26 protein-coding genes and 1 pseudogene are annotated in these 24,741 nt (G+C 71.8%); 11 read left to right on the top strand and 16 right to left on the bottom strand.

Going from position 1 to position 24,741, the window contains the following annotated elements; genetic code table 11:
• Positions 1 to 492: 492 nt before the first annotated feature.
• Entirely contained in the window at positions 493 to 1,170 is a 678-nt protein-coding gene (locus ABZ876_RS35190; RefSeq protein ID WP_361789463.1) for a uracil-DNA glycosylase, read from the bottom strand.
• Positions 1,171 to 1,403: 233 nt separating this feature from the next.
• Between ABZ876_RS35190 and ABZ876_RS35185 the strand changes: the two are divergent.
• Positions 1,404 to 1,631: pseudogene (locus ABZ876_RS35185) on the top strand (hypothetical protein); the annotation flags it as partial.
• A 310-nt stretch (positions 1,632 to 1,941) separates the two neighbouring features.
• Entirely contained in the window at positions 1,942 to 2,865 is a 924-nt protein-coding gene (locus ABZ876_RS35180; RefSeq protein ID WP_361789461.1) for a hypothetical protein, read from the top strand.
• 79 nt (positions 2,866 to 2,944) lie between these two features.
• Here ABZ876_RS35180 and ABZ876_RS35175 read toward each other — a convergent pair whose 3' ends face one another.
• Together ABZ876_RS35175 and ABZ876_RS35170 are read right to left on the bottom strand one after the other, a co-directional pair.
• Positions 2,945 to 3,964, bottom strand: coding sequence for a lactonase family protein (locus tag ABZ876_RS35175; RefSeq protein ID WP_361789459.1), 1,020 nt, complete (start codon positions 3,962 to 3,964; stop codon positions 2,945 to 2,947).
• A 78-nt stretch (positions 3,965 to 4,042) separates the two neighbouring features.
• Entirely contained in the window at positions 4,043 to 5,524 is a 1,482-nt protein-coding gene (locus ABZ876_RS35170) for an FUSC family protein (protein WP_361789457.1), read from the bottom strand.
• 235 nt (positions 5,525 to 5,759) lie between these two features.
• Here ABZ876_RS35170 and ABZ876_RS35165 point away from each other — a divergent pair, with 235 nt between their 5' ends.
• A complete protein-coding gene (locus tag ABZ876_RS35165) occupies positions 5,760 to 6,236 on the top strand; it encodes an Lrp/AsnC family transcriptional regulator (RefSeq protein ID WP_361789455.1) in 477 nt (158 codons plus the stop codon).
• A 493-nt stretch (positions 6,237 to 6,729) separates the two neighbouring features.
• On the opposite strand, the gene ABZ876_RS35160 is transcribed toward ABZ876_RS35165, so the two are convergent.
• Together ABZ876_RS35160 and ABZ876_RS35155 are read right to left on the bottom strand one after the other, a co-directional pair.
• The gene (locus ABZ876_RS35160) at positions 6,730 to 7,464 is read right to left on the bottom strand and encodes a dienelactone hydrolase family protein (RefSeq protein WP_361789453.1); all 735 of its coding nucleotides are present in this window, start codon (positions 7,462 to 7,464) and stop codon (positions 6,730 to 6,732) included.
• 250 nt (positions 7,465 to 7,714) lie between these two features.
• Positions 7,715 to 7,933, bottom strand: a complete 219-nt coding sequence (locus tag ABZ876_RS35155) for a hypothetical protein (RefSeq protein WP_361789451.1) — start codon at positions 7,931 to 7,933, stop codon at positions 7,715 to 7,717.
• Positions 7,934 to 8,017: 84 nt separating this feature from the next.
• Between ABZ876_RS35155 and ABZ876_RS35150 the strand changes: the two genes are divergently transcribed.
• From ABZ876_RS35150 to ABZ876_RS35140, 3 genes are all read left to right on the top strand, one after another.
• Positions 8,018 to 8,206, top strand: coding sequence for a hypothetical protein (locus ABZ876_RS35150; RefSeq protein ID WP_361789449.1), 189 nt, complete (start codon positions 8,018 to 8,020; stop codon positions 8,204 to 8,206).
• Positions 8,207 to 8,297: 91 nt separating this feature from the next.
• The gene (locus ABZ876_RS35145; protein ID WP_361789447.1) at positions 8,298 to 8,585 is read left to right on the top strand and encodes a transcriptional regulator; all 288 of its coding nucleotides are present in this window, start codon (positions 8,298 to 8,300) and stop codon (positions 8,583 to 8,585) included.
• 136 nt (positions 8,586 to 8,721) lie between these two features.
• The gene (locus ABZ876_RS35140) at positions 8,722 to 8,907 is read left to right on the top strand and encodes a hypothetical protein (protein WP_361789445.1); all 186 of its coding nucleotides are present in this window, start codon (positions 8,722 to 8,724) and stop codon (positions 8,905 to 8,907) included.
• A 263-nt stretch (positions 8,908 to 9,170) separates the two neighbouring features.
• On the opposite strand, the gene ABZ876_RS35135 is transcribed toward ABZ876_RS35140, so the two are convergent.
• Positions 9,171 to 9,983, bottom strand: coding sequence for a LysR substrate-binding domain-containing protein (locus ABZ876_RS35135; RefSeq protein ID WP_361789443.1), 813 nt, complete (start codon positions 9,981 to 9,983; stop codon positions 9,171 to 9,173).
• Positions 9,984 to 10,075: 92 nt separating this feature from the next.
• Here ABZ876_RS35135 and ABZ876_RS35130 point away from each other — a divergent pair, with 92 nt between their 5' ends.
• Positions 10,076 to 10,474, top strand: coding sequence for a DUF5997 family protein (locus tag ABZ876_RS35130; RefSeq protein WP_361789441.1), 399 nt, complete (start codon positions 10,076 to 10,078; stop codon positions 10,472 to 10,474).
• Between the two features lie 47 nt (positions 10,475 to 10,521).
• On the opposite strand, the gene ABZ876_RS35125 is transcribed toward ABZ876_RS35130, so the two are convergent.
• The 6 genes from ABZ876_RS35125 to ABZ876_RS35100 all read right to left on the bottom strand — a co-directional run bounded on the left by ABZ876_RS35125 (position 10,522) and on the right by ABZ876_RS35100 (position 14,271).
• Positions 10,522 to 10,893 carry a DUF6479 family protein gene (locus tag ABZ876_RS35125; RefSeq protein ID WP_361789439.1) on the bottom strand — a complete coding sequence of 124 codons (372 nt, stop codon included), beginning with the start codon at positions 10,891 to 10,893 and terminating at the stop codon, positions 10,522 to 10,524.
• An 87-nt stretch (positions 10,894 to 10,980) separates the two neighbouring features.
• Positions 10,981 to 11,169, bottom strand: coding sequence for a hypothetical protein (locus ABZ876_RS35120; RefSeq protein ID WP_361789437.1), 189 nt, complete (start codon positions 11,167 to 11,169; stop codon positions 10,981 to 10,983).
• Positions 11,169 to 12,263, bottom strand: coding sequence for an iron-containing redox enzyme family protein (locus ABZ876_RS35115; protein WP_361789435.1), 1,095 nt, complete (start codon positions 12,261 to 12,263; stop codon positions 11,169 to 11,171). The genes ABZ876_RS35120 and ABZ876_RS35115 overlap by 1 nt, the downstream gene beginning before the upstream one ends.
• Positions 12,260 to 12,478 carry a CDGSH iron-sulfur domain-containing protein gene (locus ABZ876_RS35110; RefSeq protein ID WP_361789433.1) on the bottom strand — a complete coding sequence of 73 codons (219 nt, stop codon included), beginning with the start codon at positions 12,476 to 12,478 and terminating at the stop codon, positions 12,260 to 12,262. The genes ABZ876_RS35115 and ABZ876_RS35110 overlap by 4 nt, the downstream gene beginning before the upstream one ends.
• 130 nt (positions 12,479 to 12,608) lie before the next feature.
• Positions 12,609 to 13,286, bottom strand: a complete 678-nt coding sequence (locus ABZ876_RS35105) for a HemK2/MTQ2 family protein methyltransferase (protein WP_361789431.1) — start codon at positions 13,284 to 13,286, stop codon at positions 12,609 to 12,611.
• 145 nt (positions 13,287 to 13,431) lie between these two features.
• A complete protein-coding gene (locus ABZ876_RS35100; RefSeq protein WP_361789429.1) occupies positions 13,432 to 14,271 on the bottom strand; it encodes an SDR family oxidoreductase in 840 nt (279 codons plus the stop codon).
• Between the two features lie 274 nt (positions 14,272 to 14,545).
• Here ABZ876_RS35100 and ABZ876_RS35095 point away from each other — a divergent pair, with 274 nt between their 5' ends.
• The 3 genes from ABZ876_RS35095 (at position 14,546) to ABZ876_RS35085 (ending at position 18,895) form a co-directional block, all read left to right on the top strand.
• Complete coding sequence (locus tag ABZ876_RS35095; protein ID WP_361789427.1) at positions 14,546 to 16,423, top strand: glycoside hydrolase family 15 protein; 1,878 nt, start codon at positions 14,546 to 14,548, stop codon at positions 16,421 to 16,423.
• A 66-nt stretch (positions 16,424 to 16,489) separates the two neighbouring features.
• Positions 16,490 to 16,660 (top strand): hypothetical protein, encoded by a 171-nt coding sequence (locus tag ABZ876_RS35090; RefSeq protein ID WP_361789425.1) that lies wholly within the window; start codon positions 16,490 to 16,492, stop codon positions 16,658 to 16,660.
• Between the two features lie 63 nt (positions 16,661 to 16,723).
• Complete coding sequence (locus ABZ876_RS35085; protein WP_361789423.1) at positions 16,724 to 18,895, top strand: hypothetical protein; 2,172 nt, start codon at positions 16,724 to 16,726, stop codon at positions 18,893 to 18,895.
• Positions 18,896 to 19,004: 109 nt separating this feature from the next.
• Here ABZ876_RS35085 and ABZ876_RS35080 read toward each other — a convergent pair whose 3' ends face one another.
• The 4 genes from ABZ876_RS35080 to ABZ876_RS35065 are packed head-to-tail and all read right to left on the bottom strand — an operon-like array spanning position 19,005 to position 23,836.
• Positions 19,005 to 20,147 (bottom strand): XdhC/CoxI family protein, encoded by a 1,143-nt coding sequence (locus ABZ876_RS35080; protein WP_361789421.1) that lies wholly within the window; start codon positions 20,145 to 20,147, stop codon positions 19,005 to 19,007.
• Positions 20,140 to 22,278 (bottom strand): xanthine dehydrogenase family protein molybdopterin-binding subunit, encoded by a 2,139-nt coding sequence (locus ABZ876_RS35075; RefSeq protein ID WP_361789419.1) that lies wholly within the window; start codon positions 22,276 to 22,278, stop codon positions 20,140 to 20,142. Before ABZ876_RS35075 ends, ABZ876_RS35080 begins: the two co-directional genes overlap by 8 nt.
• Positions 22,275 to 23,267, bottom strand: a complete 993-nt coding sequence (locus ABZ876_RS35070; protein WP_361789417.1) for a xanthine dehydrogenase family protein subunit M — start codon at positions 23,265 to 23,267, stop codon at positions 22,275 to 22,277. Before ABZ876_RS35070 ends, ABZ876_RS35075 begins: the two co-directional genes overlap by 4 nt.
• A complete protein-coding gene (locus ABZ876_RS35065) occupies positions 23,264 to 23,836 on the bottom strand; it encodes a 2Fe-2S iron-sulfur cluster-binding protein (RefSeq protein ID WP_361789415.1) in 573 nt (190 codons plus the stop codon). The genes ABZ876_RS35070 and ABZ876_RS35065 overlap by 4 nt, the downstream gene beginning before the upstream one ends.
• A 289-nt stretch (positions 23,837 to 24,125) precedes the next feature.
• Between ABZ876_RS35065 and ABZ876_RS35060 the strand changes: the two genes are divergently transcribed.
• Positions 24,126 to 24,704 (top strand): TetR/AcrR family transcriptional regulator, encoded by a 579-nt coding sequence (locus ABZ876_RS35060; RefSeq protein ID WP_361789414.1) that lies wholly within the window; start codon positions 24,126 to 24,128, stop codon positions 24,702 to 24,704.
• Positions 24,705 to 24,741 lie beyond the last annotated feature (37 nt).

The raw sequence follows: 24,741 nt of genomic DNA, 5'->3' as shown, positions 1-24,741 counted from the left end.
CCTTCCCACCGAGGCGCTCGACGCCCTCGACGAGGCGTTCCCGCCGCCCAGCGGGCCCACGCCCCTGGAGATGCTCTGAAGGAGTTGACAGGATGACGCGCCCGCTCGTCGTGGGAATGGGAGGTTCGCTGCGCACCCCGTCGACCAGCCTCACCGGATCTGCAACCGGTCGACGTGTTCGGTCGCCGCCCGTAGCAGGCTGGCATACATCGTCCGCAGGCGTTCGAGGTGGACGCCCTCGTGTCCGACGTTGCTGCTGATGCCGTCGATGACCGGTGCTCCGGAACGGGGAGCCCGAGCACGTCGGTGCCCGTGTCTGACGCCGCACCCCGTCGTAGCCCCGCTCCGACCACTCCCGGGCCAACGCGACTCCGACGAGCTGTCCATGGCCACTGAGCGCGCAGGTCAAGGATACGCTGTCGCTGTACCACCAGCAGACGAAGAAGCTGCTGGCACTTCGGCAAGAGACTCGGCCGCTGCGACGGCCGTGCCCTACGGCAGGCGCCAGTCCACCGGCTGGGCACCCTGCTCGACGAGCAGGTCGTTGGCCCGGCTGAACGGACGGGAGCCGAAGAACCCGCGGTCCGCCGACATCGGGGACGGGTGTGCGGACTCGATCGCCGGAAGATCCCCGAGCAACGGCCTCAGATTACGCGCGTCACGCCCCCACAGAATGGACACCAGCGGCTTACCACGCGCCGCCAGCGCTCGGATCGCCTGCTCGGTGACCTCCTCCCAGCCCTTGCCACGGTGGGCGCCGGGGCTGCGCGGGGCCGTGGTCAGCGCCCTGTTGAGCAGCAGCACACCCTGCTGGGTCCACGGCGTCAGGTCACCGTTCGACGGCCTAGCCAGCCCCAAGTCCGCATGCATCTCCCGGAAGATGTTCTCCAGACTGCCCGGCAGCGACCGCACCTCGGGCGCCACCGCGAAACTCAACCCGATCGCCATCCCCGGCGTGGGGTAAGGATCCTGGCCGACGATCAGGACGCGGACGTCGTCGAAGGGCTGCTGGAAGGCCCGCAGGACATTCGCCCCAGCCGGAAGGTAGGTCCGGCCGGCCGCTATCTCGGCCCGGAGGAAGTCCCCCATCGCAGCGATACGTTCGGCCGCAGGTTCCAGAGCCTTCGCCCAGCCTGCTTCAACAAGTTCATGCAAGGGTCGTGGTGCCACAGCGCGTCACCCTACTGGCACACAACCGGTCCCCGCACAAACACAGAAGTCCCCCAACACGGACGTCGCCCACAGCGCTACTCTGCCTCCTCATCGAGGTCGTCGAGCTGGTCCAGCAGATCGCCCAGTCAGTCACCGGGAAGGAGGGGAGCCTGTTGCATCCAGTGATCAAGCCGTTCCGCCATGGTCATCACGCCTTGCCGGCCTCTCGTCGCCGATACCCAGATCCCGGAACTCCCGCGCACGCGGCGGGATTGTCGTTCTCCGTCGCCCCGGACGTTCGTCCGGGGCGTGACACCCGCAATCTGCGCCCGCTGCTCGGCGATCTGCCGTCGGTGGAGCCGGCGCACCCGTCCCCGATGTCGGCGGACCTGGGCTTCTTCGGCTCACGCCCGTTCAGCCGCGCCAACGACCTGCTGCTGAGGCAGGGCGCACAGCCGGTGGACTGGCGTCTGCCGTAGTATCTCCGGGCATCTGCTGGAGCGACAACTTCCGTGGTCGGCAGGGCGGTTGCGCGCCTAGGCCGGTTCCCTCCGAGGGTGATCCGCTCAAACTGCCGTACGGCCAACGGCCGCTGCACGTCGTGACCGAAAAGGGTGAGTCATCCCCCTTGCCCCGACTGAGACGTTGTCACGGGGGAACGACGGAAAAGTCACACGGTATCGATCATTTCTCATCCGTACGTAACTCATCAGACAAAACCGGACGGATACCGCTCACCTGCACCCTCCCCGAACAGGGGAGCCCCCAAAGCCAGTAGCATGCGGCGCCATGAGTTCCCCCACTGGGCCCGCATCCGGCCTGCCTGTACGAATGCCGCGACCCCGCCAGCCCGGGCGGCACCGCCGTCCCGAGCCGCTGGCGGCACCCGAAGGCGCGCCCGCGCTGGTCCTCGCGGTGCCCGGCACGCCCAGTGCCGCCACACGCAGCCTCGCCGAGGAGGTCGTGAGCATCGCGCGTTCCGAGCTGCCCGGCCTCGACGCCCGGATCGGTTACGTGGACGGGGACGAGTCCGAGTTCCCGACGCTGCAGTCCGTTCTCGTGCAGACCGCCGAGGAGCGCACCGCCCGCTACGAGCAGGCCGTCGCCGCCGGCGTGGAGGTCAAGAAGCCCGAGGGCCCCGTCGCCGTCGTGGTGCCCCTGCTGGCCGGTCCGGACAGCGCGCTGCTGCGCCGGGTCCGCCAGGCCGTGATGGACAGCCGCGTCGCGGCCGACCTGACCGATGTGCTCGGCCCGCACCCGCTGCTCGCCGAAGCCCTGCACGTGCGCCTGTCGGAGGCCGGCCTGGCCCGCGCCGACCGGGCCCGGCTGTTCACCGTGGCGACGGCCGCGGACGGCATCATCCTCGCGTCCGTAGGCGGTGAGGAGGCCGTGCAGGCGGCCGGTATCACGGGCATGCTGCTGGCCGCGCGGCTCGCCGTGCCGGTGATGGCGGCGGCGCTGGACCAGGAGGGATCGATCACGGCCGTCGCCGAGCAGCTGCGCTCCGCGGGTTCGCAGCACCTGGCGCTCGCCCCGTATCTGATCGGTCCGGAGCTGGAGGCGGGTCTGCTGAACGCGGCCGCCGAGGAAGCGGGATGCCCCGCCGCCGAGGCCCTCGGCGCGTACCCGGCGATCGGCAAGCTGACGCTCGCCAAGTACATGACGGCGCTGGGTATCGCCCCGCAGCAGCCACAGGGCGCGCCGGTCCGCTGAGCCCGGCACCCGCGCACCTGTACGACCAAGGGCCCGCTCCCCTCGGGGAGGCGGGCCCCACGCCTTGCGGGAGGCCTGGTCAGCGGAAGACGACGCAGGAGGCCGCCGGCGCCTCCACCGAGCCGCCCCTCCTCGGCAGGCCCGTCTCCCGGTCCGGCGCGAACCAGGTGACGTCCCCCGACCGCTCGTTGGCGACATAGAGGAACCCCTCCGACAGGGCGAGCGCACGCGGCCAGACGCCCTCGCACGGCACCGCGGCCACCGGCCTCAGCCCTTCTCCCTCGACGGCGAGCACCGACAGCAGATCCTGGCCCCGGATCGCGGTCCACACGAAGCGCCCGTCGAGTGAGACGACGATCCCCGACGGATAGGCCTCGCCCACGGGCCGGTCCGGCAGCACGCATGTCTCGGTGACCGGCTCGAGAACCCCGGCGACGGCGTCCCAGCGGCACACCGTGACGGTCGGCGTCAGCTCGTTCAGGACGTAGGCGCGGTCCCCGTCCGGATGGAAGGCCAGATGGCGCGGGCCCGACCCGGCCGGCAGCGGGATCTCCCGGTGCGGCCGGACAGTGCCGTCCTGAAGGGCGCACACGCGGACGGAGTCCGTGCCGAGGTCGACGCTGAGGACCCAGCGGCCGCTCGGGTCGGGCTGCACCTGATGGGCGTGGGGACCCTGCTGCCGTTGCGGAACGGGCCCAGAGCCCCGGTGCCGGAGCACTCCGGAGGCCCCCTCCGCCAGAATGCCTCCGGCGGCGAGGGGGACGGCGGTGACGCTGCCGGAGCCGTAGTCGGCGGTCAGAACATGACCGGCGTGCACGCTCAGATGCGTAGGTCCGCTGCCGACGCGGACCGGCGGACCGGCGGGTTCGATCCGCTCACCGTCGAGGCGGTACGCGGCGACCGCGCCGTCGGACGTCTCACTGACCGCGTACAGCATGTCCCCGCACAGCGCCAGATAGGACGGGTCGGGCAGCCCGCGCAGGGCGTCGAGGACGGTCAGCGCTCCGCTGTCCGGATCCACGGCCGCCGTGAGGATGCCGCGCCCTCCCGCTGTCGTGTACGAGCCGATGTACGCCCGCCGCGCGCTGCCGTCCGCCACTGCCGTCCCCTCTCGCCGACGTCCTGACGGGACGACGGTACAGGAAGGTCTAGACCAGAACTCGGTGTGTCGGGGCCGTCAGGCCTGGACCGGCGAGGCGCCGCGCAGCGGTGTGGCCAGCGCGAGCAGGGCCCGTTCCAGGCCGTGGAGGTGGCCGAGGGCCCGCTCGGCGCCCGGGTGGTGGCCAGGGGCACTCGCGTGCGCCGGGAGGACACGCTCCGGTACCGCGCCGAGCAGCGCCTCCACGGCGGCCTCGACACGGCTGCACGCGGCGGTCAGCCGGGCGTCGTGCGAGGCGTCCGGATCTGCGGCGACGGCCACCAGGCCGCGCGTCTCCCGGGCGCACATGTCGAGCAGGGCGATCACCTGGAGGGCCCGGGCCTTGCGGGACCGCAGCGGGCTCAGTGGGTGCACCAGCGGCGCCAGGGCCTGCCGCACCCGCGCCAGCAGCGCTTCCAGTTCGGCGGCGCGGGACGCCGGGTCCGCCTCCACGTCGCCCGCGAGCCTGCGTGCCGCCGCGGCGGTGCAGCCGTGCACGGCGTGCACGGCCCTGCGCACCCACCGGTCGGTGACCGCGTGGGTGGTGATCGGCAGCACGAGCGCCACGGCGAGCGCGGCACCGAGCGCCCCGACGCCCGTCTCCGCGAGGCGCAGGCCGAGCAGACCGGGGTGCAGGACGCCGAGCAGGCCGTACAACAGGCCCGCCATGACGGTGACGAAGAACATCATCCAGCTGTAGGACGGTGCCGCCGTGTAGAAGATCCCGAACACACAGACGGCGATGAGCAAGGCCGTGGGCGCGGGGGCGCCGTGCAGCGGCACCGCGACCAGCAGCCCGGCGAGGATGCCGGTCACCGTGCCCACCACACGCCGGAAGCCGCGGACCAGTGTCTCGCCGCGCGAGGCGGTGTTCACGAAGATCCACCAGACGGTGCCGACGGCCCAGTACCAGCGCTCGTGCGACAGAAGCTGGCCGACGGCGACCGCGAAGGCACAGGCGGCCGTCGCCTGGAAGGCCTGCCGTGTGGCGGGCCGGGCCAGCCTCCGACCGTCGAGCGGGGCGGGCGCGGCCGGCAGCGGTGTGCGGCGCTCGACGCACCACAGGCCGAACCGCACCGCCGCCGCGGCGGCCAGCGACAGTGCCACGGCCGCGGACAGCTCCGGGAGCAGGTCCGGGACCGCGTGCAGGAACTGCGCGATGAAGAACGTCATGAAGGCGAAGATGCCGAGCGCGTTGCCCCGCGGCCCCCAGCGGCGGGCGTACACACCGGCGAAGACCACCGCGAGCCACACCGCGTCGCGCACCGTCGCCACTGTGTGCAGGGCGCTCGCCAGGGCGAGGACAGGCAGTCCGACCACGGGCAGCAGCACGGTGGTGACCGCCTGACCCCGCACCGTCGGGTCGGCCACCGTGAACAGCGCGAGGAGCGCGGCGAGCCCGCCGGTGATCGAGGCGGGCAGGGACAGTCCGGCCGACTGGCACACGGTCACGGCCAGGCCGATGCCGAGTACCGCGCGCAACGAGACGCGCAGCCGGAAGAGCCCCGGGTCCGGAGCCATGAATATCTTCTTCACCGTCGGAAATCCGCCCCCTGCGTGTTCTTCGTCCCACCAGGACATGGGAATGGCGCCGCGGGCACGGTTTCCGGCTTCGTCACCGGTCCTGCGCTACGCGGCGCCATTGATAGCCATAAGGAAAGCATCACCACGGCAGTGGCTCAAGCGACGCACGCTCCACAGGGCCATTGGTACAGTTGTGGAAGCTCCAGTGGCATGCAAGGGAGGCCAACGGACCATGGCCGTCGACGAACTCGACACCCGCATCCTGCGGCTGCTGCTCCAGCAACCACGCACCAGCGTGCGCGAGTACGCGCGGGTCCTGGGCATCGCCCGCGGCACGCTCCAGGCCCGGCTGGACCGTCTGGAGCGCGAAGGGGTGATCACCGGTACGGGCCCTTCCCTGTCTCCCGCCGCCCTCGGCCACCCGGTGCTCGCGTTCGTGCACATCGAGGTCACGCAGGGGCACCTGGACGACGTGGGCGAGGCGCTCTCGGCCGTGCCGGAGATCGTGGAAGCGTTCTCGATCACCGGGGGCGGCGATCTGATGACCCGCGTCGTGGCGCGGGACAACGAACACCTGGAGGACGTCATCCAGACGCTGATCAGCCTGCCGGGGGTCGTCCGCACGCGCACGGAGGTGGCGCTGCGCGAGCGCGTGCCGCACCGGCTGCTGCCGCTGGTGGAGTCGATCGGCCGCACGACCGCGCCCTGACCGCCCCGGCCGGGCTCGTCGTCCCGCCCGCCGCCACGGCCGTCGTGGTGGAGGAGAGGTTGCGGTGGCGCGCGTCTACGGGCGTCGGGGATCACTCGAACCGTGCTCAGCCGGCTCTTCGCGACCGAGATCGTCAATGGCGGCCTTCCGATTCGCATCGGTGCGGCTCTCCTCGGACACCTTAAATCTCCGGCGCCCTTGCCCGATGTGTGGTGAGGCCGAACGGCTGACGACATCCGGCCCCTGCCGTCGCCGCACGCTCGAGCAGCGACTCGACGGCCTCCTCACCGACGACACGGGCACCGTCCCGCCGAAGCTGCAGGCCCTTTACGACGCCCTGGCCGGCACCCAGCGGACGGCGACGGCCATGAGCCGGCTCTCGAAAGGCATCGTCTCCACCGTCCTGTCCGACCTGGCCTCCGGCCGGCGTCCCCTCACCCACGAGGCCTTGCCGGATATCAACACAGCACCGCTTGGTTGCCGGGCTGGAGCCTCAGCCGTTGGCCAGGGTGCGGCCGAGAAGGGGCAGCAGGCGGTCCCAGTGGCGTTGCAGTGCGGCGGGGTTGAAGGCGTCTGTGTCGGACATGGTGAAGCCGTGGATGGTGCCGGGGTAGATCTCTGAGGTGTAGCTGACACCTGCGGCATCCAGGGCCTGGTTGAGCTCGCCGAGGGCCTCGAGTGTCATGTCGCCTTCGGCGTGGCCCAGGTGGACCTGGGCGGTGAGCTTGGAGAAGAGGTTGGGCCCATCGACACCCACGGGGCCGTGGAATGCGGCGACGGAGGCCACCTGGCCGGGGTGGGCCGCGGCGGTGCGCATCGCCAGGAGGCCGCCTAAGCAGTAGCCGGTCACCGCAACCGGTCCGGCGCCGACCTCGGGCTGGGTGGTGAGGAACCTGAGGTAGGCGTCGGCGTCGCTCAGGGCACGTTCGGCGGTGTGCGCCTCGATCAAGGGCATCAGCTGGGCGAAGACCGCGGGCCGGACGTCTTCTCCGATGTACTCGGGAAGTTCGATCACCGGGGCCGGGCCGTGCCGGTAGAAGAGGTTGGGGACGAGGACGTAGTACCCGTGCTCGGCAAGTTCGCGGGCCATCTCCCGCAGCACGGGCCGGATGCCGAAGCCGTCCGCGTACATCAGCACCCCCGGGTGCCGCCCGCCACCGTCGGGGAAGGCGGCGAACGCGTCGGCCTGGCCGTCCGCGGTGGGAATCTGCAGCATCTTGGTGGGCATGAATTCTCCTGTCGTGGTTGATGTGTCGAGCCTGTGATCAACACGACGGAGGTGGAGCCCGCGCAGCAGCACCGGATCCTCGGTCCAACAGCGGGCCGGCATCGGCCCGTACGGCGCTCAGGAGAGCACCGGGTCACCAATCCGTGTGTGGCGCAACGCCGTCCCGGTAGTCATCGCTGCACAACCTAGCCCACCGGATGAAGCCGCTGCCAGCCCCAGTCCACGGTGCGGGGCGCGAGAGTGATCTCGGTCAACACCCCGGGATTCTGAACCCGGTCGACGCGCCGCCCGCGACAGGGACACCCATCTCGTCTTGTGGCTGCACGGTCCTCACCGCACTGCGAAACACCTGAATCACCGCCAAGCCCCGCGTCCCGAGCACGAGTGCAGCGATGTCGCCCCAGAAGAGTGGGCCGAGTTCGAGGAGCACCTCGGCAAACGCAAGGCCGAACTCGGCAACCGCGCTCACCCCTACGGATCACCCTGTCAGCACGAAGACGCCCTGAACCGCTTCCCCAACCTTTGGCCCAGCAGGCCGCGCCCGGTAGCGCTCATGCGCGCGTGTCGTCGACCTCGCGTACCCGTCCGGGGCGGTGCGGGAGCGGACAGCAAGATCAATCGAGGCCTGATCCTGACGGGGGCGGCCACCATCGCGACGGGGATCTTCGACCATCGCGCCCTCAATCGCGCCTTCGGGCCCTCCGAGGAGCTGACCGCCGGGAACGGCAATGCCCGGGTCTGAAATGCCAGGGTCCGCACTCTCCAGGCCTGTCATACCGGGGTCTGGGAACGAGGAGCTGATCCTCGATCGCCTGGTCCACGAACCGGGCCGGTTGGCGATCCTGACGGTGCTGTCCTCCGTAGAGGCCTGCGACTTCATCTTCCTCCAGCGCGCGACACGGCTCACCAAAGGGAATCTCTCCAGCCACCTGTCGAAGCTGGAGGAGGCGGGCCTGGTCGAGATCGAGAAGGCCGTCGTACACAAGAAGCCCAAGACGAGCGTCACCCTGACGGCGGTCGGGAGGGAGCGCATCGCCCATCACTGGGACCAGTTGGAGCGCTTGAGGAACTTCTCGGAGGAATCAATCCAGGAATCCATCGAGGAACCCGTCCAGGAATAGGGCCTCGCACACTTCGCCAACGTCATGAAGTGGGCTGCCGAGCGGTCACTCGGCAACCCACGGACGGAAGAGGCACAACCACGCCCACGGGCGCGTCCTTACGCGTACGTGCCTCCATGGGGGCGGAGAACAGCTCATGCTGTTCACCGGCGAATCGATCAGCGCTCGCGGACGATCCGCACTCGGCGGGAGGGGCGGCAAGCCCCTTCTCGTGGCCGGAGCGGCCCTCCTCGCGGTCGGCGTGATCGGGCAGTACGGACCGGCCGACGAAGCCTCGGCCGCGACGGGCGCCCGGGCTGGCGAGCCCCATCGACAGGGCTGATGCTCACCGACGCGGAATGGCGGCGACACGGGCATCATCCACCTGCTGACCTGCCCGGTCTGCGGCACGATCACCTTCGCCGGCGGCGGCCGACCCCGCGACGCGATCTACTGCGGCGGCGCCTGCCGGTCCAGGGCCCGGGGGGAGTGAGCGGCCCGGCGCGCGAGGCTCAGCGTGGAGTCCACGCGTTGCAGAACGGGCCGCTACCGGCACGCATGATCAACCTCAGCGACAACCACGGCTCCATGGATCCCCGACGCCGTCTACGAACGGCCGCGGGGCTTGCCGCGCCGGTTGCCCTGGGATCCGCCGGAGCCGCTTCGTGGGTTCCTGGCCGTCGGCCTGCCCGTTTTCCCGGCCCTGCCCGTCTTCGCGGTCTTGCCGTTCCCGGCCGCCGCGGGCTGGCGCCGGGCACCGGCCGCGTCGGGGCGCTCCCGCTTCGGCTGCGCGGCGGCCTCGGCCCCGGTACGCCCCCGGGTGCTGTTCACCGTCCGCCCGCGGACGATCCCGATGAAGTCCTCGACCAGGTCCGACGTCGCGTCCTCGGGCCAGGACAGGGCGACGGCCGACTGGGGAGCGTCCATCACGGGCCGGTAGGTGAGGTCCCGGCGGTGGTACAGACGCGCCAGCGACTGCGGGACGACGAGGAGACCCACCCCTGCCGCCACCAGTTCGATGGCGTCCTCCGTCGTGGCGGGCCGCTCGAACGCGGGCAGTCCCGGCGGCTGCTCCCAGCCCAGGACGTCGTCGAGGGGGTGGAAGACGACCTCGTCGGCGAGATCCCCTGTGGACACCTCTTCCACGGCGCTCACCACGTGGTCCTTGGGGACCACGACGACCGTCGTCTCGGTGTAGAGAGGGATCGCACTGAAGAACGTGCGGTCCACCGGAAGCCGCACGAGCCCGGCGTCGGCCGCGCGGTCGCGCAGCACCTCGGGCGCCTCCGCCGCCGGAACCTGGAGCAGGGTCAGGGGGACGTCGGGTAGGCGCTCGTTCCAGATCCGCGCCCACTTGGCGGGCGTCACCCCGGGGACGTACGCGAGCCGGAACGAGGGGGATGCTTCCGAGCCTGTCACCCCGCCAGGTTACCGGCCGTGGTCAAAGGGCCCGAACACGGCCGATGGCGCCGTGGTCAAAGAGCCCGAAGACGGCCGATAGTCTGGACACCATGAAGTCGCACCAGACCACCCAGACGATGAAGCCCGCGACCGCGGCGAAGAAGCTGGGTGTGTACCTCCCCGCCACCCCTGCCGAGTTCCAGGAGGGTGTGGTCTCGCGCGCCGAGCTGAACGAACTCCAGGCGAACCCGCCGGAGTGGCTGCGCGAGCTGCGACTCAACGGCCCGCACCCCCGCCCGGTGGTGGCGGCGAAGCTGGGCGTGTCCATCGCGGGTCTCGCGCGCGGCGGGGTCACGGAAGCCCTCACCACCGAGCAGATCGAGACGCTCAAGCAGAACCGGCCCGAGTGGCTGGAGAAGGAACGCGCCACTCAGGCCGAGGTCCGCAAGGAAACCGCCCGTATCAAGGAGAGGGACGCCGAACGCGCCGAGCGGGACGCCCGTTCCTGACGCTCGGCAGCGATCCCGCCCTTGTCGGTGGCCACAGGGGCCGCCGGTCAGGTGGTGCCGGAGCCGCCGCTGCCGAAGGAGCCGCCGGAGCCGCCGCTCCAGCGGGGGCGCTCCTGGTTCTCGCTGCGTGTCGTTCCGGTGGGATGCAGCTCGTGCGGGGTCAGACGGTCGCTCTCGTCCTCGGCCCGTGGCACCTCGTTCGGCTTCCTGACCTCGCGGGATTCCATGACGGGTCCGCCGGGCGGTGGCTTGGGCTGGTCGGAGGGCCTCGGCGGGGCGGGTTCGCGGCGACGCACCCGGATGCCGAGCCGGACGGCCCAGATCAGGGCAACGGCGATCACAAGGCCGCCGAGGAAGGCCCCGAGCACGGCCCACGCGGCATCCGAGGCAGCGAGCGTTTCCAGGGAGATCGTCATCATGGCGCCTCGGGTACCCGTGCCGGGGATTTGAACACGTCACGGAGGCCCGGATACCACCGCATCCCCGTGCTCGGGGCAAGAGCGCGATCAGGGAAAGAGCGCGATCCCGAGGACGACCAGCACGATCACCAGGACGACGAACCCCGTCGTCACCCAGGATCCGCGGTGCTTGGCCGGTGCCTTGGGCCTGCCGCCGCGGGGCCGGTCCTCCTCGAGCGTCGGGTGGGCCGGGCGGTCGCTCCGATAGAACTCTTCGTCGTGTCGTTGTTCCGTCATCACCACTCCTTCGAGGTCGGCCCGGGTGCCTGTCGCGGGGCGAGTGCCCCGTCGGTGCCCCGGGAATCCGCCCCTGCCGGCGGTAGCGCCCCGGTCCGCAGGGCCGTGTGTCCAGCGCGCCAGGCCGCCAGGAGGCGCGCGGCGAGCCGGTCCTCGAGAAAGCCGGTGGCCCGGATGCCGAAGACGATGTCCGCCTCCAGGCCGGGTTCGCTCTCCAGCAGCCCGCCGATCACGTCGTGGCGTACGACCTGCTCGTGGACGGCGTCCGCCACCACATGCTCGTCGTAGAAGCGCACGGCCGCCGCACCCGCGCCGACCCGGCGCAGGGCCTCGGCCAGTCGGCGTGAACCGGGGGACGAGGTCACCTCCACGGCCGCGAAGTGGCCGGTCAGCGCGCCCCTGAGACTGCGGTGCAGGCCGAACAGCGACATCAGGTTGACGGTGGCGAGCAGCTCGGCGGGCGCGGCCTCCAGGTAGTAGCCGTAGGCCGTGCGCAGTCCCAGGTCCTCCATCAGGTCCGCGAAGAGGCCCGCGTGGATCTCGTCGGCCCGTCCCGCTCCGAACTCGTCGAACTCCACGGCCGCCATGGCCGCCTTGGCGCGGCCGTGCAGGCGGGGGATCACCCAGGCGTGCGGATCGGCCTCCTTGAGGTGGTACAGCGACCGCAGCGCCGCGTACTCCCGCAGGTGCTCCAGCCGGCCCCGGTTCCTGAGGAAGTGGGAGACGCCGGTGCCGTCGTCGCCGACCGGTTCGACCTGGAGTTCGTCGAGGGCCTCCTGAGCGCCGGGGCCCACGGGCACATCGGTACGGAGGGCGGCCAGGAACCGCTCCTCGAGGGCCCGGCGGAAGGCGAGGAGCGCGGGGTCCCATTCACAGTCGTCGTCGACCCCGGCGAACCCCTGGTAGTGCAGTTCGTACAGCACGTAGAGCGCGAGTTGCAGATCCTCCCCGTACGGACCGTCCTCCTCCGGCGGGACGGGAGACGGCGGGGCGCCCCTCTCGCGCAGGGCGGCCACCACCGCGTGCGAGAGCGGTCCCCTGGCGTCCGGCAGGGGCGGGCTGCTCCGGCGTGGTTCGAGCCGGGTGATGGTCACTCGTGCGCCTCCGTTCCTCCGGGCCCGGGATCGTCAGCGGGCTTCCCCCGGCGGCGGTGGCTGGTGTCGCACCAGGGGTAGGTACGGCTCCGCCGGCAGGTGCAGATGGCCACGACGAACCGTCGGCTCACCACCGGCTCGCCGTCCGGGCCGATGATCTCCACCGGTCCCTCGACCAGCAGCGGACCGTCACGGTCGGCGCGGATACGGCACACGCGCTCGCGTCCGCGTGGCGCGGTGCCGGGTTCGCGCGGCGCCGTGTGACATTCGTACGGCGCGGTGTCACATTCGTAGGGCGCCGCGTCAGATTCGTGCCGTGCGGTGTCACGTCCGCGCGGCGCGGGGTCACGTTCGTACGGCACGGATGACCACCAGCTCTTCCACCATGTCGTCGGCCGTCAGTCCGCGCTGGTGCAGCCAGCTCAGCCGGGAGCGCAGCACCCGGCCGTAGGGCACCTCCGCGCGGTCCGTGACCGTGGCGCTCAGTCCCGCGCCCGTCAGCCGTGCGAGCGTGTCCTCCACCCCGCACAGCGCGGAGTGCACCACGAGCAGGACGCCGCCCGGCCGCAGCAGCGTGGTCGCGGCGTCGCAGATGCGGTCCAGCAGCACGCGGCCGTCCCATCCGGCGTCCCAGGCACGTGCGGCACCCCGGGGAGCCGTGAGTCCAGGGGACGGCACATAGGGCGGGTTGCTGACGACGAGGTCGAAACTGCGTCCGGGCACGGCCGAGGTGAGGTCGCCGCGGCGCACGCTGATGCTCTGCCGGCTGAGCAGGGCGTTCACACGGGCCGCGAGCACCGCCCGCCAGGAGATGTCGACCGCGGTGACGCGTGCGCCGAGCCGCGCGGCTTCCAGGGCGAGGGCGCCGGTACCGGTCCCCAGGTCCAGCGCATCCGCTCCCGGGGCGAGCCGCTCCCTGCGCAGGGCCCGGGCCAGCAGCCAGGTGTCCTGTTGGGGCTCGTACACGCCCGGTGGGACCCACGCGGGGGACTGCGGGGTCGGGCAGGGGGCTTCGACCGTCATCGGCTCCTCCGTGGACGACATGCAGCCCCGAGTCCCCAGCTGTATCTGATCGACACGTGGAGCCGGAGGAGGCACCGCTCACATGCGGAGGCCGTCTTCGCCGCCCGCGGGTGGAGGGCGCAGAGCGCGGCCGGCACGCTCGCCGTCAGCCTCCCGTGGCGAAGCCGGGGAACAGGGTCATACCGCCGTCGACATAGAGGGTGGCGCCGACGACGTAGTCGAGCAGGTCGGAGGCGAGCACGCCGACCGCCCGGGCGATGTCCTCCGGTTCGCCCACCCTGCCGTACGGGATCAGCTTCAGCAGGCTCGTCTCGGCCTCGGGGGTCTCCCAGGCGCTGCGGTTGATGGGGGTGCGGATCGCTCCGGGTGCAACCCCGTTGACCCGGATCCCGTGCGGTGCCAGCTCCTGAGCCATGGTTTCCATCATCATCAGGACGCCGCCCTTGGAGGCCGCGTAGTTCACATGGCCCGCCCAGGGGATGACCTGGTGGACCGAGCTCATACAGATGATCTTCCCGGCGGACGACGACACCTCGGGGACCACTCCTCTGCGCAGAAACTCCTTGGCCGCCTCGCGCGCGCACAGGAACTGCCCGGTGAGATTCACGTCCAGGACCTTCTGCCACTGCGCGAGGGTCATGTCCATGAGGCGAGCGTCCCGCTGGAGACCGGCATTGGCGACCAGGATGTCGATGGTCCCCAGCTCCTCGACCATGCGGGACACCATGCGCACGACCTGGTCCTCCTGGGAGACGTCGGCCTCGTGGGCGTAGGCGCGCACCCCGAGGGCCTCGATCTCCCGCACCACCTGGTCCGCGGCGTCGGCGTCGGAGACGTAGTTGACGACGACGTCGGCGCCCATCCGGCCCAGACCGATGGCGGTGGCCTTGCCGATCCCGGAGTTGGCACCCGTGACCAGCGCCTTCTGCCCCTTCAGGAGCGCAGGACCGCTGAGATCCAGAGACTCGCCCACGCTGGTGCCCACGCCTGCCTCCCGTCGGTACTGCCCCGGCACGCCGGGGCCACCCGTCTTCGGCCGGGCACCCGTGACCACACGGCGCCGGCCACCCAAGACCTCATCACTTCGGGCGGCGGTCGGCGCATCGCGAAACCCGACTCCGCTGCGGCTTCACTCCTTCGGCGTGGCGCGAGCGGGGTCCGGCTCGACGGGCGGTGCGCCGGCGACGCGGTGGCCCCCACGAGCCGCGACCGTTTCGACTCGCCGCGCGCAGCAACACCTCGTGCGTCACATTGGGAACATGGATCGCTATCCGCCGATCGCCGATCACGGACTGGTGGGTGATCTGCAGACCGCCGCCCTGATCTCCGCTCAGGGAGTCGTGGACTGGTTCGCCGCTCCGCGGTTCGACTCTCCCAGCGTCTTCGCGTCCCTGCTGGACCACGAGCGTGGGGGTTACTTCCGATTGGCACCGGTGGGCGGGGACGGCGGGACCTGGCGGCAGCTCTACTATCCGGACACCGCCGTGCTGGTGACGCGATTCATGTCCGCCGACGGTGTGGGCGAGGTGATCGACTGCATGCCCGTCGAGCGTCCCCACCGGGCCGGTGACCGCCACACCCTGGTCCGGGCCGTGCGGACCGTGCGCGGCACGGTCCGCTTCGTCCTGGAGTGCCGTCCCCGGTTCGACTACGCGCGGGCCGCTCACACCCTCGAACTGCGGGAGCAGGCGGCGTCCTTCCACTCCCCCGGCATCACCGCCCATCTTCAGAGCACCTTTCCGGTGCGGCCCGACGGCCAGGACGTCACCGGCGCGGTGACCCTGAAGGAAGGCCAGGTGGCCGCCGCCGTCTTCACCGTCTGCGGGCCGGGCGGCCCCGCGCCCCGGCCGCCCACCTCGGAGCAGCTCTCCGGCGACATATGGGAGACCATCGGCTACTGGCAGCGATGGGTGCGCACCTGCCGCTATCGAGGGCGGTGGCCGGACATGGTGCACCGCTCGGCCATCACACTGAAACTGCTCACCTACGCCCCCACCGGCGCCCCGATCGCCGCGGCCACCATGGGCCTGCCGGAACAGATCGGTGGGGAGCGCAACTGGGACTACCGCTACACCTGGATCCGGGACGGTTCCCTGTCCGTGCGCGCCCTGCTCGACCTCGGCTTCGTCGAGGAGGCGAACGCCTTCGTCCGCTGGCTGGGGGACCGGCTGCACGACCATGCGGGGCCCGGCGGGGAACCGCTCCAGATCATGTACCGGGTGGACGGGGACCCCGATCTGCCCGAGGAGATCCTGGAACACCTCGAGGGCTACCAGGGCTCCCGGCCGGTCCGGGCCGGAAACGCCGCGGCCGACCAGCTCCAACTGGACATCTACGGCGAGGCCCTTTATGCGATGTCCGAGAGCCGCAAGGTCGGCACGCATGTGGGCTACCACGGCTGGAAGGGACTCAGCCGCACCCTGGACTGGCTCGCCGACTCCTGGGACCGGCCCGACGAGGGCATCTGGGAAACCCGTGGCGGCCGCAAGGACTTCACCTACAGCCGTGTGATGTGCTGGGCGGCGTTCGACTGCGGTCTGCGGCTGGCCCAGGAGTGGCGCCGGCCGGCGAACACCGCGCTGTGGACGACGGCCCGCGACACCATCTTCGAGCAGGTCATGGAGCGCGGCTGGAGCAAGGAGGAACAGGCGCTGGTCCAGCACTACGACGGTGACGTCGTGGACGCTTCACTTCTGCTGCTCCCCCGGGTGGGCTTCCTCGCGCCCCTGAGCCCGGGCTGGCTGAACACCCTGGACGCCATCGACCGCAAACTGGTCTCCGACAGCCTGGTCTACCGCTACGACCCGGCCGCGTCCCCCGACGGGCTGCGCGGTGCGGAGGGCACCTTCAGCCTCTGCACCTTCCTCTACGTCGACGCCCTGGCCCGCTCGGGCCAACTGGGCAAGGCCCGCTACACGTTCGAGAAGATGCACACCTACGCCAACCACGTCGGCCTGTTCGCCGAGGAGATCGGCCCCGGCGGTGAGCAGTTGGGCAACTTCCCCCAGGCCTTCACCCATCTCTCGCTCGTCATGGCCGCCTCCTCCCTCGACGACGCCCTCGACGAGGCCGCAGACCGGCCCATGGTGCCGCCGGAAGACGAGGGAGCACCCCCATGGCGCATCAAGCCGGTATGAGCGATCCGCTCGCCTTCGCCCTCGACGACTTCGAGGCGCTGTACCGGCGGCCGCACGCGGGGGCCGGTGCCGATCCCACCCCCAGAGGCGCTCTGGACCGCATCACTCCGGACCTGGTGCGGCAGGTGGCGGGCGAAGTCCGTACGGAACCCGTCCCTGACCGCGATCGCCAACGCGCTGCGGGTCGGCGACCACATCGCCGAACGCCTCGGCGCGCGGCCAGTCGCGGCCGAGTGATCCGGCCCGTGGGCCCAAAAAACCCGCATGCGCCGCCTCGCGCGGCCGTGGAATCATGCGGCGGTGATCCACCGTCTCGAACCGCTGGTCGTCCGGCACACCCACCGCCTTCCCACCCCCACGGGGCCCACGGGGCAGGGCGACGTCGCAGCGCGGCAGTTCGACGCGGTGCTGATGTCCGTGGGCTTCAAACTCTCGGCGGACCTGCTGGAGCACCTGTCGGCCCTGTCCGAGAACACGGTCGTCGACATCGCCGTGCGCACCCTGGGCACCGTCCGGGAGATGGTGGGCGACCATGTGCGGCACAACGTCTACTTCATCGACTTCCCGGCCAACGTGCCCGACACCTTCGACTTCTGGATGGGGTGCATCGCCGACGCGCTCGCCGACGACACCTCACGCGATCGCACCAAGGCCCGGCTGGACAGCGGTGTGCTGGATCTGCTCACCCTCCCGTCCTACGGCAACTACCGCCACACCTACGGGGAGATGCTCGCCGCCCACGACGAGCTGATCGCGGCGGCGGGCGACCGTATGACGGTGCTGCGGCGGGGCGGCGACCTGGCGGACGAGATCACCGCCCTGTATCTGGCGCTGGCCGGCAGCGCCACACCGCTCGGCGACGCCGAGCTGGCCGACCTGCGGATGCTCGCAAAGCACTGCGTGCGGGGTCCCCAGCCCGAGGCGATACCGGTCCGGGAGACCCGCGCCGTCGTCAACCAGGCCCGTCTGAAGGTGGGCGCGGACCTGCTTCTGGACACCGTCACCGATGTGCTCCGGCTGGCCTGCGCGCTGTCGGGCGGCGATGTGACCCTGCAAGCACCGACGCGGTTTCGCGCGCTGTCCCGGCCCGTCCGGCGCGCCCTGATCGCGGGCCTCGACGCCGTTGTCGCCGCGGCCCCGGCCAAGCTCGCCGACGTCGCCGCGCACCGCGAGGCCTGGAAGCGCCTCGGTGAGCGCCTCCATCCGCACGAGTACCCGGGCCGGCCGCATGCCGCCGAGGTGTTCGCCGTCGCCCGGGGCGAGCGGACCGCGCGGTCCTTCGACAGCCGGGTCGAGGAGCTGCTCGGCGTCGGCGACGTCGCCGCGGCGGCGGAGTTGCTCAAGTCCGCGCCCGGCAAGCTGTTCCGCGCCCTGGACCGGCTGCTGCGCACGGCGTCCACGCAGGCCGGGCGCGACGCCGTCGTGGCCGCCGCCGAGCAGGTGGCCCCGCTGGTCTCCGGCCGGGTGGTGCTGTCGGTCCGAGAGCATCTGCACAACCGCGCCGCGGAAGCCGGCAAGAGCCGGGTCTTCGTCAACCGGCACGGCCGCGCCTGGGTCACTGCCGACACCCGGCCGGCTGTGCGGGCGCCGGAGCGCACACGTCTGGTCGCCGCCCTCGACGCGGAGATACGCCGGCGTCTCCCCGCCCCCGGCCACCTGGTGGTGGACCCCGACGTGCTGGACGTCGCGCTCCCGCTCAGCGGCAGGGCGACCGCGTCCGGCCTCGGCGTCCTGCCCCGAGGTTCCCTCTCCCGGGTCGACGGCGAACTGCTGCGCTTCTTCGTCCACTGGAAGCAGACGTCCCGCAGCACCGACTACGACCTGTCGGCGCTGACGCTGGACTCCGCCTACGCCACCCTGTCCTGGCTGTCGTACACCAACCTCACGGACGTCGAGGGGGAGCACTCGGGCGACATCACCGATGCCCCGGACGGCGCCTCGGAGTTCATCAACCTGCGGCTGGGGGCCGTGCGCGGCGCCTTCATCGTGCCGCAGGTCAACATCTACTCGGGTGAGGGCTTCGAGGAGACGGAGGAGTCGTTCTTCGGCTTCATGCTGCGCGATGCCGAACAGCGGGGCCGGCCGTTCGAGCCGCGCACCGTGCGCATGAAGTCGGAGCTGCGCGGACCGGGCCGGGTCGCGCTGCCGCTGGCGTTCCACCGCGGCCGGGACGGGCGGTGGCACGCCAGGTGGCTGCACCTCTACCTCAAGGGCCATCCGTCGGCCAACCGGGTGGAGGAGAACCGGGTGTCGGTCGCGACGCTGGTGCGCGGCATCGTGGAGCAGGATCCGCTGACGGTCCGGTATCTCACCGAGCTGATGGCCGAGGGCGGTGCGAGCGTGACGGCCTGGGACGGCGAGACGGTCCCGGACGGTCCCGTCACCTACATCGGACTGGAACAGCCCGAGGGACTGCCCCCCGGCTCCCGGATCATCACCCCCGTAAATCTCCGCGACCTGATCCCGGACTGACTGCTATGTTGATCGTGGCGAGGCCATGAAGGGGCTTCCTTCTCATTCCTCCTGAAACCAGTCCCTTCGCTCTCCTCGCCCTCGACGTTCGCACTTCCGGCCCGGTGCCTCAGGCGGCCACGGCGCTGCCCTGCCCGCTTCGGTCGCGGTGGATCGGCGTCTGCGAGCCGGTCAGCGGGGCGCCGGTGCCCCCTCGCCGGGCCGCCACGATCTCCGCCGCTATCGACAGGGCGGTCTCCTCGGGCGTACGCGCACCGAGATCGAGGCCGATCGGCGACCTCAGCCGGGCAAGCTCCCGTCCGCTCACGCCCGCTTCACGCAGCCGCCCGGTCCGGTCCTCGTGAGTGCGGCGCGAACCCATGGCGCCGACGTACGCGACCGGCATCCGCAGCGCCGCCTTCAGCAGCGGTACGTCGAACTTGGGATCGTGGGTGAGCACGCAGAGCACCGTGCGTCCGTCGGTCGTGGTGCGCTGAAGATAGCGGTGCGGCCAGTCCACCACGATGTCGTCGGCCTCGGGGAAGCGTGCTCGGGTGGCGAAGACGGGGCGGGCGTCGCACACGGTCACGTGGTAGCCGAGGAAACTGCCCACCCGCACGAGCGCCGCGGCGAAGTCGATCGCACCGAAGACGATCATGCGGGGACGCACCACGCTCGACTCGACGAACAGGGTGAGACCGCCGGGGCAGTGCGAACCGTCCTCCGACAGATCGACCGTACCGGTGCGGCCGGTGTCCAGCAGGGCCCGGGCCTCGGCCGCCGCCGTCCGGTCCAGCTCCGGGTGGCCCCCGAGACCGCCCTCGCGGGATCCGTCGGAACGGACCAGCAGGGCCCTGCCGAGGAGTTCGGCCGGGCCCCGGGCGATCCGGGCGACGGCCACCGGCTCGTCCCGTACGGCGGCCGACAGCGCCGAGCGGAACACCGCCGCGGCGGGCGATCGCGCGTCGATCGGGGTGACCAGGACCTCGATGACGCCGCCGCAGGTCAGTCCGACGGCGAAGGCGTCCTCGTCGCTGTAGCCGAACCGTTCGAGGACGGTGTCGCCGTCCCTCAGCGCCTGGCGGCACAGCTCGTACACCGCTCCCTCGACACAGCCGCCGGAGACCGAGCCGAGGGCCCTTCCGCCGCTGTCGACGGCAAGGGCGGCGCCGGGGTCGCGCGGCGCGCTCCCGCCGACGGCCACGACGGTGGCCACGGCGAAGGACCGGCCCTCCTGGGCCCAGCGGTTCAGCTCCTCGGCGAGGTCAAGCATGCGCCGCTCCGGTATCGGCCGACAGGACGCGGTCGGGCCGGATGGGCAGGCTCCGGTGGCGGACGCCGGTCGCGTGCCAGACCGCGTTTGCGATCGCGGCCGCGGCGCCGACGATGCCGATCTCGCCGATGCCCTTGATCCCTACCGGGTCGTCCGGGTCCGGGTCGTCGATCCAGTCCGCCTCGATGAGCGGGACGTCCGCGTGCGTGGCGACGTGATAGCCCGCGAGGTCGGCACCCACGTGGCCGCCCGTGGCCGGGTCCCGGACCGCCTCCTCGTGCAGGGCCATGGAGATGCCCCAGATCATGCCCCCGAGGAACTGGCTGCGCGCGGTGAGGGGGTTGACCACGCGGCCTGCCGCGAAGACCCCGAGCATGCGCCGCACCCGTACCTCGCCGGTGGTGACGTCCACCGCGACCTCGGCGAACTGCGCCCCGAAGGAGTGCCGTTCCCTCTTCGCGAGGGCCCCGACGGCCTCGGCGGTGTCCGACCGTGCCGTGATCCCCTCCGGGGGGATGTCCGCCCCGAGGGCGAGCCGTTCCCGCAGCTCACCGGCCGCGATCGTGACGGCCCAGGCCCAGGAGCGGGTGCCCATCGAGCCGCCGGCGATCATCGCCGGTCCGAAGTCGCTGTCCCCGATCCGCACCCGCACGCGGTCCGGCGCCACGTCGAGCGCGTCGGCGGCGACCAGGGTGAGCGCGGTCCGCGCGCCCGTTCCGATGTCCGCGGCGGCGATGCGCACGGTGAAGGTGCCGTCCGGCTCGGCCGTGAGGGCCGCTGTGGACGGTGCGGCCCCGGCCGGGAAGGAGGCGGCCGCGGTGCCGGTGCCGAGCAGCCAGCGCCCGTCGCGCCGCAGCCCGGGGCGCGGATCCCGGTCCGCCCAGCCGAACCGGGAGGCGCCCTCGCGGAAGCAGGCGAGCAGGTTGCGGCTGCTGAACGGCAGTCCGGACACGGGACCGCGCTCGGGCTCGTTGCGTGCGCGCAGCTCGATCGGGTCGATCCCGCATTTCTCGGCGAGTTCGTCGAGCGCCGCCTCCAGCGCGAACGACCCCGGTGCCTCGCCCGGCGCCCGCATCCAGGTCGGGGTCGGCACGTCGAGCCGTACGACCCGGTTGGCCGTGTGATGGGCGTCGGCGTCGTACATGACCCGCGCCGGTGCGGCGCCCGGCTCGACGAACTCGTGCACGGTCGAGGTGAGGTTCAGGCAGCGGTGTTCCAGCGCGCGCAGCCGCCCCTGGGCGTCGGCGCCGAGCCGGACCCGCTGCGTCGTGGGACTGCGGTAGCCCGCCAGGGAGAACATCTGACGGCGGGTCATGACCACCCGGACCGGACGCTGGAGGACGGTCGCGGCCATCACGGCGCCCACTTGGTGGGCGCGGACGCCCTTGCTGCCGAAGCCACCGCCGACGTGCTCGGACCGCACCCGCACCGAGGCCGGGTCCAGCGAGAACAATTTCGCGAGGTCGCCCGCGACCCAGGTGGTGCCCTGGTTGGAGTCGACGACTTCGAGCCGGCCGCCGTCCCAGTGGGCCGTCGCCGCGTGGGGCTCCATCGGGTTGTGGTGCTCTTCGGGGGTGGTGTACTCGGCGTCCACGACGACGGTGGACGCCGCGAGCGCGGATTCCAGGTCGCCCTTCTCGGCCACCGCCGGCATATGACCGTCCACCGGGTAGGCGTCCGCACGTCCGGCGGAGAAGGCGACGTCGTGCGGTTCCTGCTCGTAGTGCACCACGAGCGCTTCGGCGGCCTCCCTGGCCTGCTCGGACGTCTCGGCGACGACCAGCGCGACCGGCCAGCCCCGGTGCGGCACCCGGTCGTGCTGGAAGAGGGCCGCGGTCGGGTCCGGCGGGACTCCGAGCAGACCGACGTAGTCGTTGTCGAGGCGGGGGGCGTTCTCGTGGTGCAGGACGGTGAGGACGCCCGGCATGTCGAGGACGGGGGCGGTCTCGACGGAGCGGACGCGGCCGCGGGTGACGGTGGACAGCACCAGCCAGCCGTGGGCGAGTCCGGCGAAGGGGATCTCCCCCGCGTAGCGGGCGGCCCCGGTGACCTTGTCCCTGCCCTCCACCCGGGTGTGCGCCGTACCGACGGAGCCCCGCGCCGTCGTGGTGCCGGTCGTGGCGGTGGTCATCGGGTGGCCTCCTCGGCGAGCTCGGTCAGCACGGCCACCACGAGATTGCGCATCAGCGTCACCTTGTATCCGTTGTGGGGCAGCGGCCTGGCCGCCGCCAGTTCGGCGTCCGCGGCGGCGGCGAACGTCTCTGCGCCGGCCGGTGCCCCGGTCAGCACCCGCTCGGCGGCCCGGGCCCGCCACGGCCGGGACGCGACCGCTCCGAGGGCCAGGCGCGCCTCGTGCACCACGCCGTCGCGGACGTCGAGCGCGGCGGCGAGGGAACCGATCGCGAACGCGTACGAGGCACGCTCCCGCACCTTGCGGTAACGGGAGCGGGCGGCGACCGGGGCGGGCGGCAGCGTGACTCCGGTGATCAGCGCGCCGGCCGGCAGGGCGGTCTCCCGGTGCGGGGTGTCGTCCACGGGCAGATAGAAGTCGGTGAGCGGCACCTGGCCCGGCCCGTCCGTGGTCTCGTACGAGACCACGGCGTCGAAGGCCGTCAGCGCCACGCCCATGTCCGAGGGATGGACGGCCACGCAGTGGTCGGAGGCGCCCAGGACGGCGTGGTTGTGGTGCTCGCCGACGAGGGCGGGGCAACCGCTGCCGGGATGCCGCTTGTTGCAGGGGCCGGTCACGTCGGTGAAGTAGCCGCAGCGGGTCCGCTGGAGCAGGTTGCCGCCGACCGTGGCCATGTTGCGCAGCTGCCCGGAGGCGCCGGCCAGCACCGCCTGCGCGAGCGCCGGGTAGCGGCGGCGGACTTCGGGGTGGGCCGCGAGGTCGCTGTTGGTGACGGTCGCGCCGATGCGCAGGCCGCCGTCCGGCGTCGGCTCGACCCGGTCCAGCGGAAGTTCACGCACGTCGACGAGGCGGGCGGGCCGCTCGACCCCGGTCTTCATCAGGTCGACGAGGTTGGTGCCGCCGGCGAGGAACCGCGCGTCCGGATCGGCGCCGAGCAGTGCGACCGCACCGGCGACGTCGGACGCCCTCTGATAGCCGAACTCCCTCATGCGACCGCCTCCGTGGCCTCGTCGGCCTCCGCCTGCACCGCGGCTGCCCGGGTGACGGCCTGGACGATCGACACATAGGCGCCGCACCGGCACAGGTTGCCGCTCATCCGTTCCCGGATCTCCTCGGCCGTCAGGGGCGGCGGGCCCGCTTCGGGGCGTACGTCGTCGGTGACGGCACTGGGCCAGCCCGCAGCGTGCTCCTCGACCACCGCGATGGCCGAGCAGATCTGCCCCGGTGTGCAGTAGCCGCACTGGTAGCCGTCGAAGTCGAGGAACGCCTGCTGGACCGGGTGCAGCCGCTCGCCGTCGGCAACGCCCTCGATGGTGGTGATCTCGCGTCCCTCGGCAGCCACCGCGAGGTGCAGACAGGAGACCGCCCGGCGCCCGTCGAGCAGGACCGTGCACGCACCGCACTGTCCCTGGTCACAGCCCTTTTTGGTACCCGTGAGATCGAGGCGCTCGCGCAGGGCGTCGAGCAGGGTGGTGCGGTGGTCGACGGTCAGCGTGTACTTCTCGCCGTTGACGTTCAAGGTGACGGCGCTGTGCGTCGGCGCGGGGGCTGGGCCCATGATCAGCCTTCTTTCGCATATGCGGTACCCGGAACGCGTTCGAGGGGGGCGGTCCGGCAGGCAGACGATTCAGGAGACGGGGAGATGGCGCTTGTACGGGGCGGTGCACTTCGGGAACATGCGCGAGGCACGGCAGGAGTTCCGGCGGCGACGGCCTGAGCCGGTGCCGCCGACCGCTTCGCCGCTATGGTGGAGCCAACCGGACAGCTGTCCGCTACATGGAGAAACGTAACGGACAGCTGTCCGCTTAGCAAGACCGGGTTCGGCCGGGAGCCTGGGAGGAGGACGAGTGCAGCAGAAGAAGGACACACCTCAGCGCTCGGACGCGCAACGCAATCGCGAACGCATCCTGGACGTGGCCCTGGCCGAGCTGACCCACTCCGCGGAGGTCCCGCTGAGCGTGATAGCCAAGAAGGCGGGCGTCGGACAGGCCACGTTCTACCGCAACTTCCCCAGTCGCGAGGCGCTCGTCCTCGAGCTCTACCGCTATGAGATGCAGCAAGTCGCCGACAGAGCGGCCCAGTTGCTCGGGAGCCTGGAGCCCGACCGGGCCCTGCGCGAGTGGATGGACCGCCTCGCGGAGTTCGCCATGGCCAAGGCCGGCCTGGCGGACGCGATCCGCCAGGCCACCAGCACCCCGGGGGGCCTGACGAAACCGGGACACGCCCCGGTCACCGCCGCGGCGCAGCTCCTGCTCCGCGCCAACGAGGAGGCGGGCACGATCCGCCCGGGCGTCACCGCGGACGACTTCCTCCTGGCCATCGCCGGCCTCTGGCAGATCGACCCCTGCGGGGACTGGCAGCCGCGGGTCACCCGGCTCCTGGACCTCGTCATGGACGGGCTGCGCGCGGGGGCGCCGGGGAGGTGAGCGGCTCTCGCGAGTGATCGGAGCCGCCCGACGGCAA

Source organism: Streptomyces sp. NPDC046931, from assembly GCF_040644655.1.
Lineage (GTDB): Bacteria > Actinomycetota > Actinomycetes > Streptomycetales > Streptomycetaceae > Streptomyces.
Note: the sequence above shows the minus strand (reverse complement) of the source record. Positions and strands in the feature narration are given on the sequence as shown.

Excerpts from the sequence above, each read along its gene's own strand:
- ABZ876_RS35075 (WP_361789419.1), bottom strand. The coding sequence starts at position 22,278 with ATGACCACCGCCACGACCGGCACCACGACGGCGCGGGGCTCCGTCGGT.
- ABZ876_RS35140 (WP_361789445.1), top strand. The coding sequence starts at position 8,722 with ATGCTGTTCACCGGCGAATCGATCAGCGCTCGCGGACGATCCGCACTC.
- ABZ876_RS35130 (WP_361789441.1), top strand. The coding sequence starts at position 10,076 with ATGAAGTCGCACCAGACCACCCAGACGATGAAGCCCGCGACCGCGGCG.
- ABZ876_RS35070 (WP_361789417.1), bottom strand. The coding sequence starts at position 23,267 with ATGAGGGAGTTCGGCTATCAGAGGGCGTCCGACGTCGCCGGTGCGGTC.
- ABZ876_RS35125 (WP_361789439.1), bottom strand. The coding sequence starts at position 10,893 with ATGATGACGATCTCCCTGGAAACGCTCGCTGCCTCGGATGCCGCGTGG.
- ABZ876_RS35120 (WP_361789437.1), bottom strand. The coding sequence starts at position 11,169 with ATGACGGAACAACGACACGACGAAGAGTTCTATCGGAGCGACCGCCCG.
- ABZ876_RS35150 (WP_361789449.1), top strand. The coding sequence starts at position 8,018 with ATGCGCGCGTGTCGTCGACCTCGCGTACCCGTCCGGGGCGGTGCGGGA.
- ABZ876_RS35170 (WP_361789457.1), bottom strand. The coding sequence starts at position 5,524 with ATGGCTCCGGACCCGGGGCTCTTCCGGCTGCGCGTCTCGTTGCGCGCG.
- ABZ876_RS35160 (WP_361789453.1), bottom strand. The coding sequence starts at position 7,464 with ATGCCCACCAAGATGCTGCAGATTCCCACCGCGGACGGCCAGGCCGAC.
- ABZ876_RS35080 (WP_361789421.1), bottom strand. The coding sequence starts at position 20,147 with ATGCTTGACCTCGCCGAGGAGCTGAACCGCTGGGCCCAGGAGGGCCGG.
- ABZ876_RS35180 (WP_361789461.1), top strand. The coding sequence starts at position 1,942 with ATGAGTTCCCCCACTGGGCCCGCATCCGGCCTGCCTGTACGAATGCCG.
- ABZ876_RS35165 (WP_361789455.1), top strand. The coding sequence starts at position 5,760 with ATGGCCGTCGACGAACTCGACACCCGCATCCTGCGGCTGCTGCTCCAG.
- ABZ876_RS35105 (WP_361789431.1), bottom strand. The coding sequence starts at position 13,286 with ATGACGGTCGAAGCCCCCTGCCCGACCCCGCAGTCCCCCGCGTGGGTC.
- ABZ876_RS35065 (WP_361789415.1), bottom strand. The coding sequence starts at position 23,836 with ATGGGCCCAGCCCCCGCGCCGACGCACAGCGCCGTCACCTTGAACGTC.
- ABZ876_RS35095 (WP_361789427.1), top strand. The coding sequence starts at position 14,546 with ATGGATCGCTATCCGCCGATCGCCGATCACGGACTGGTGGGTGATCTG.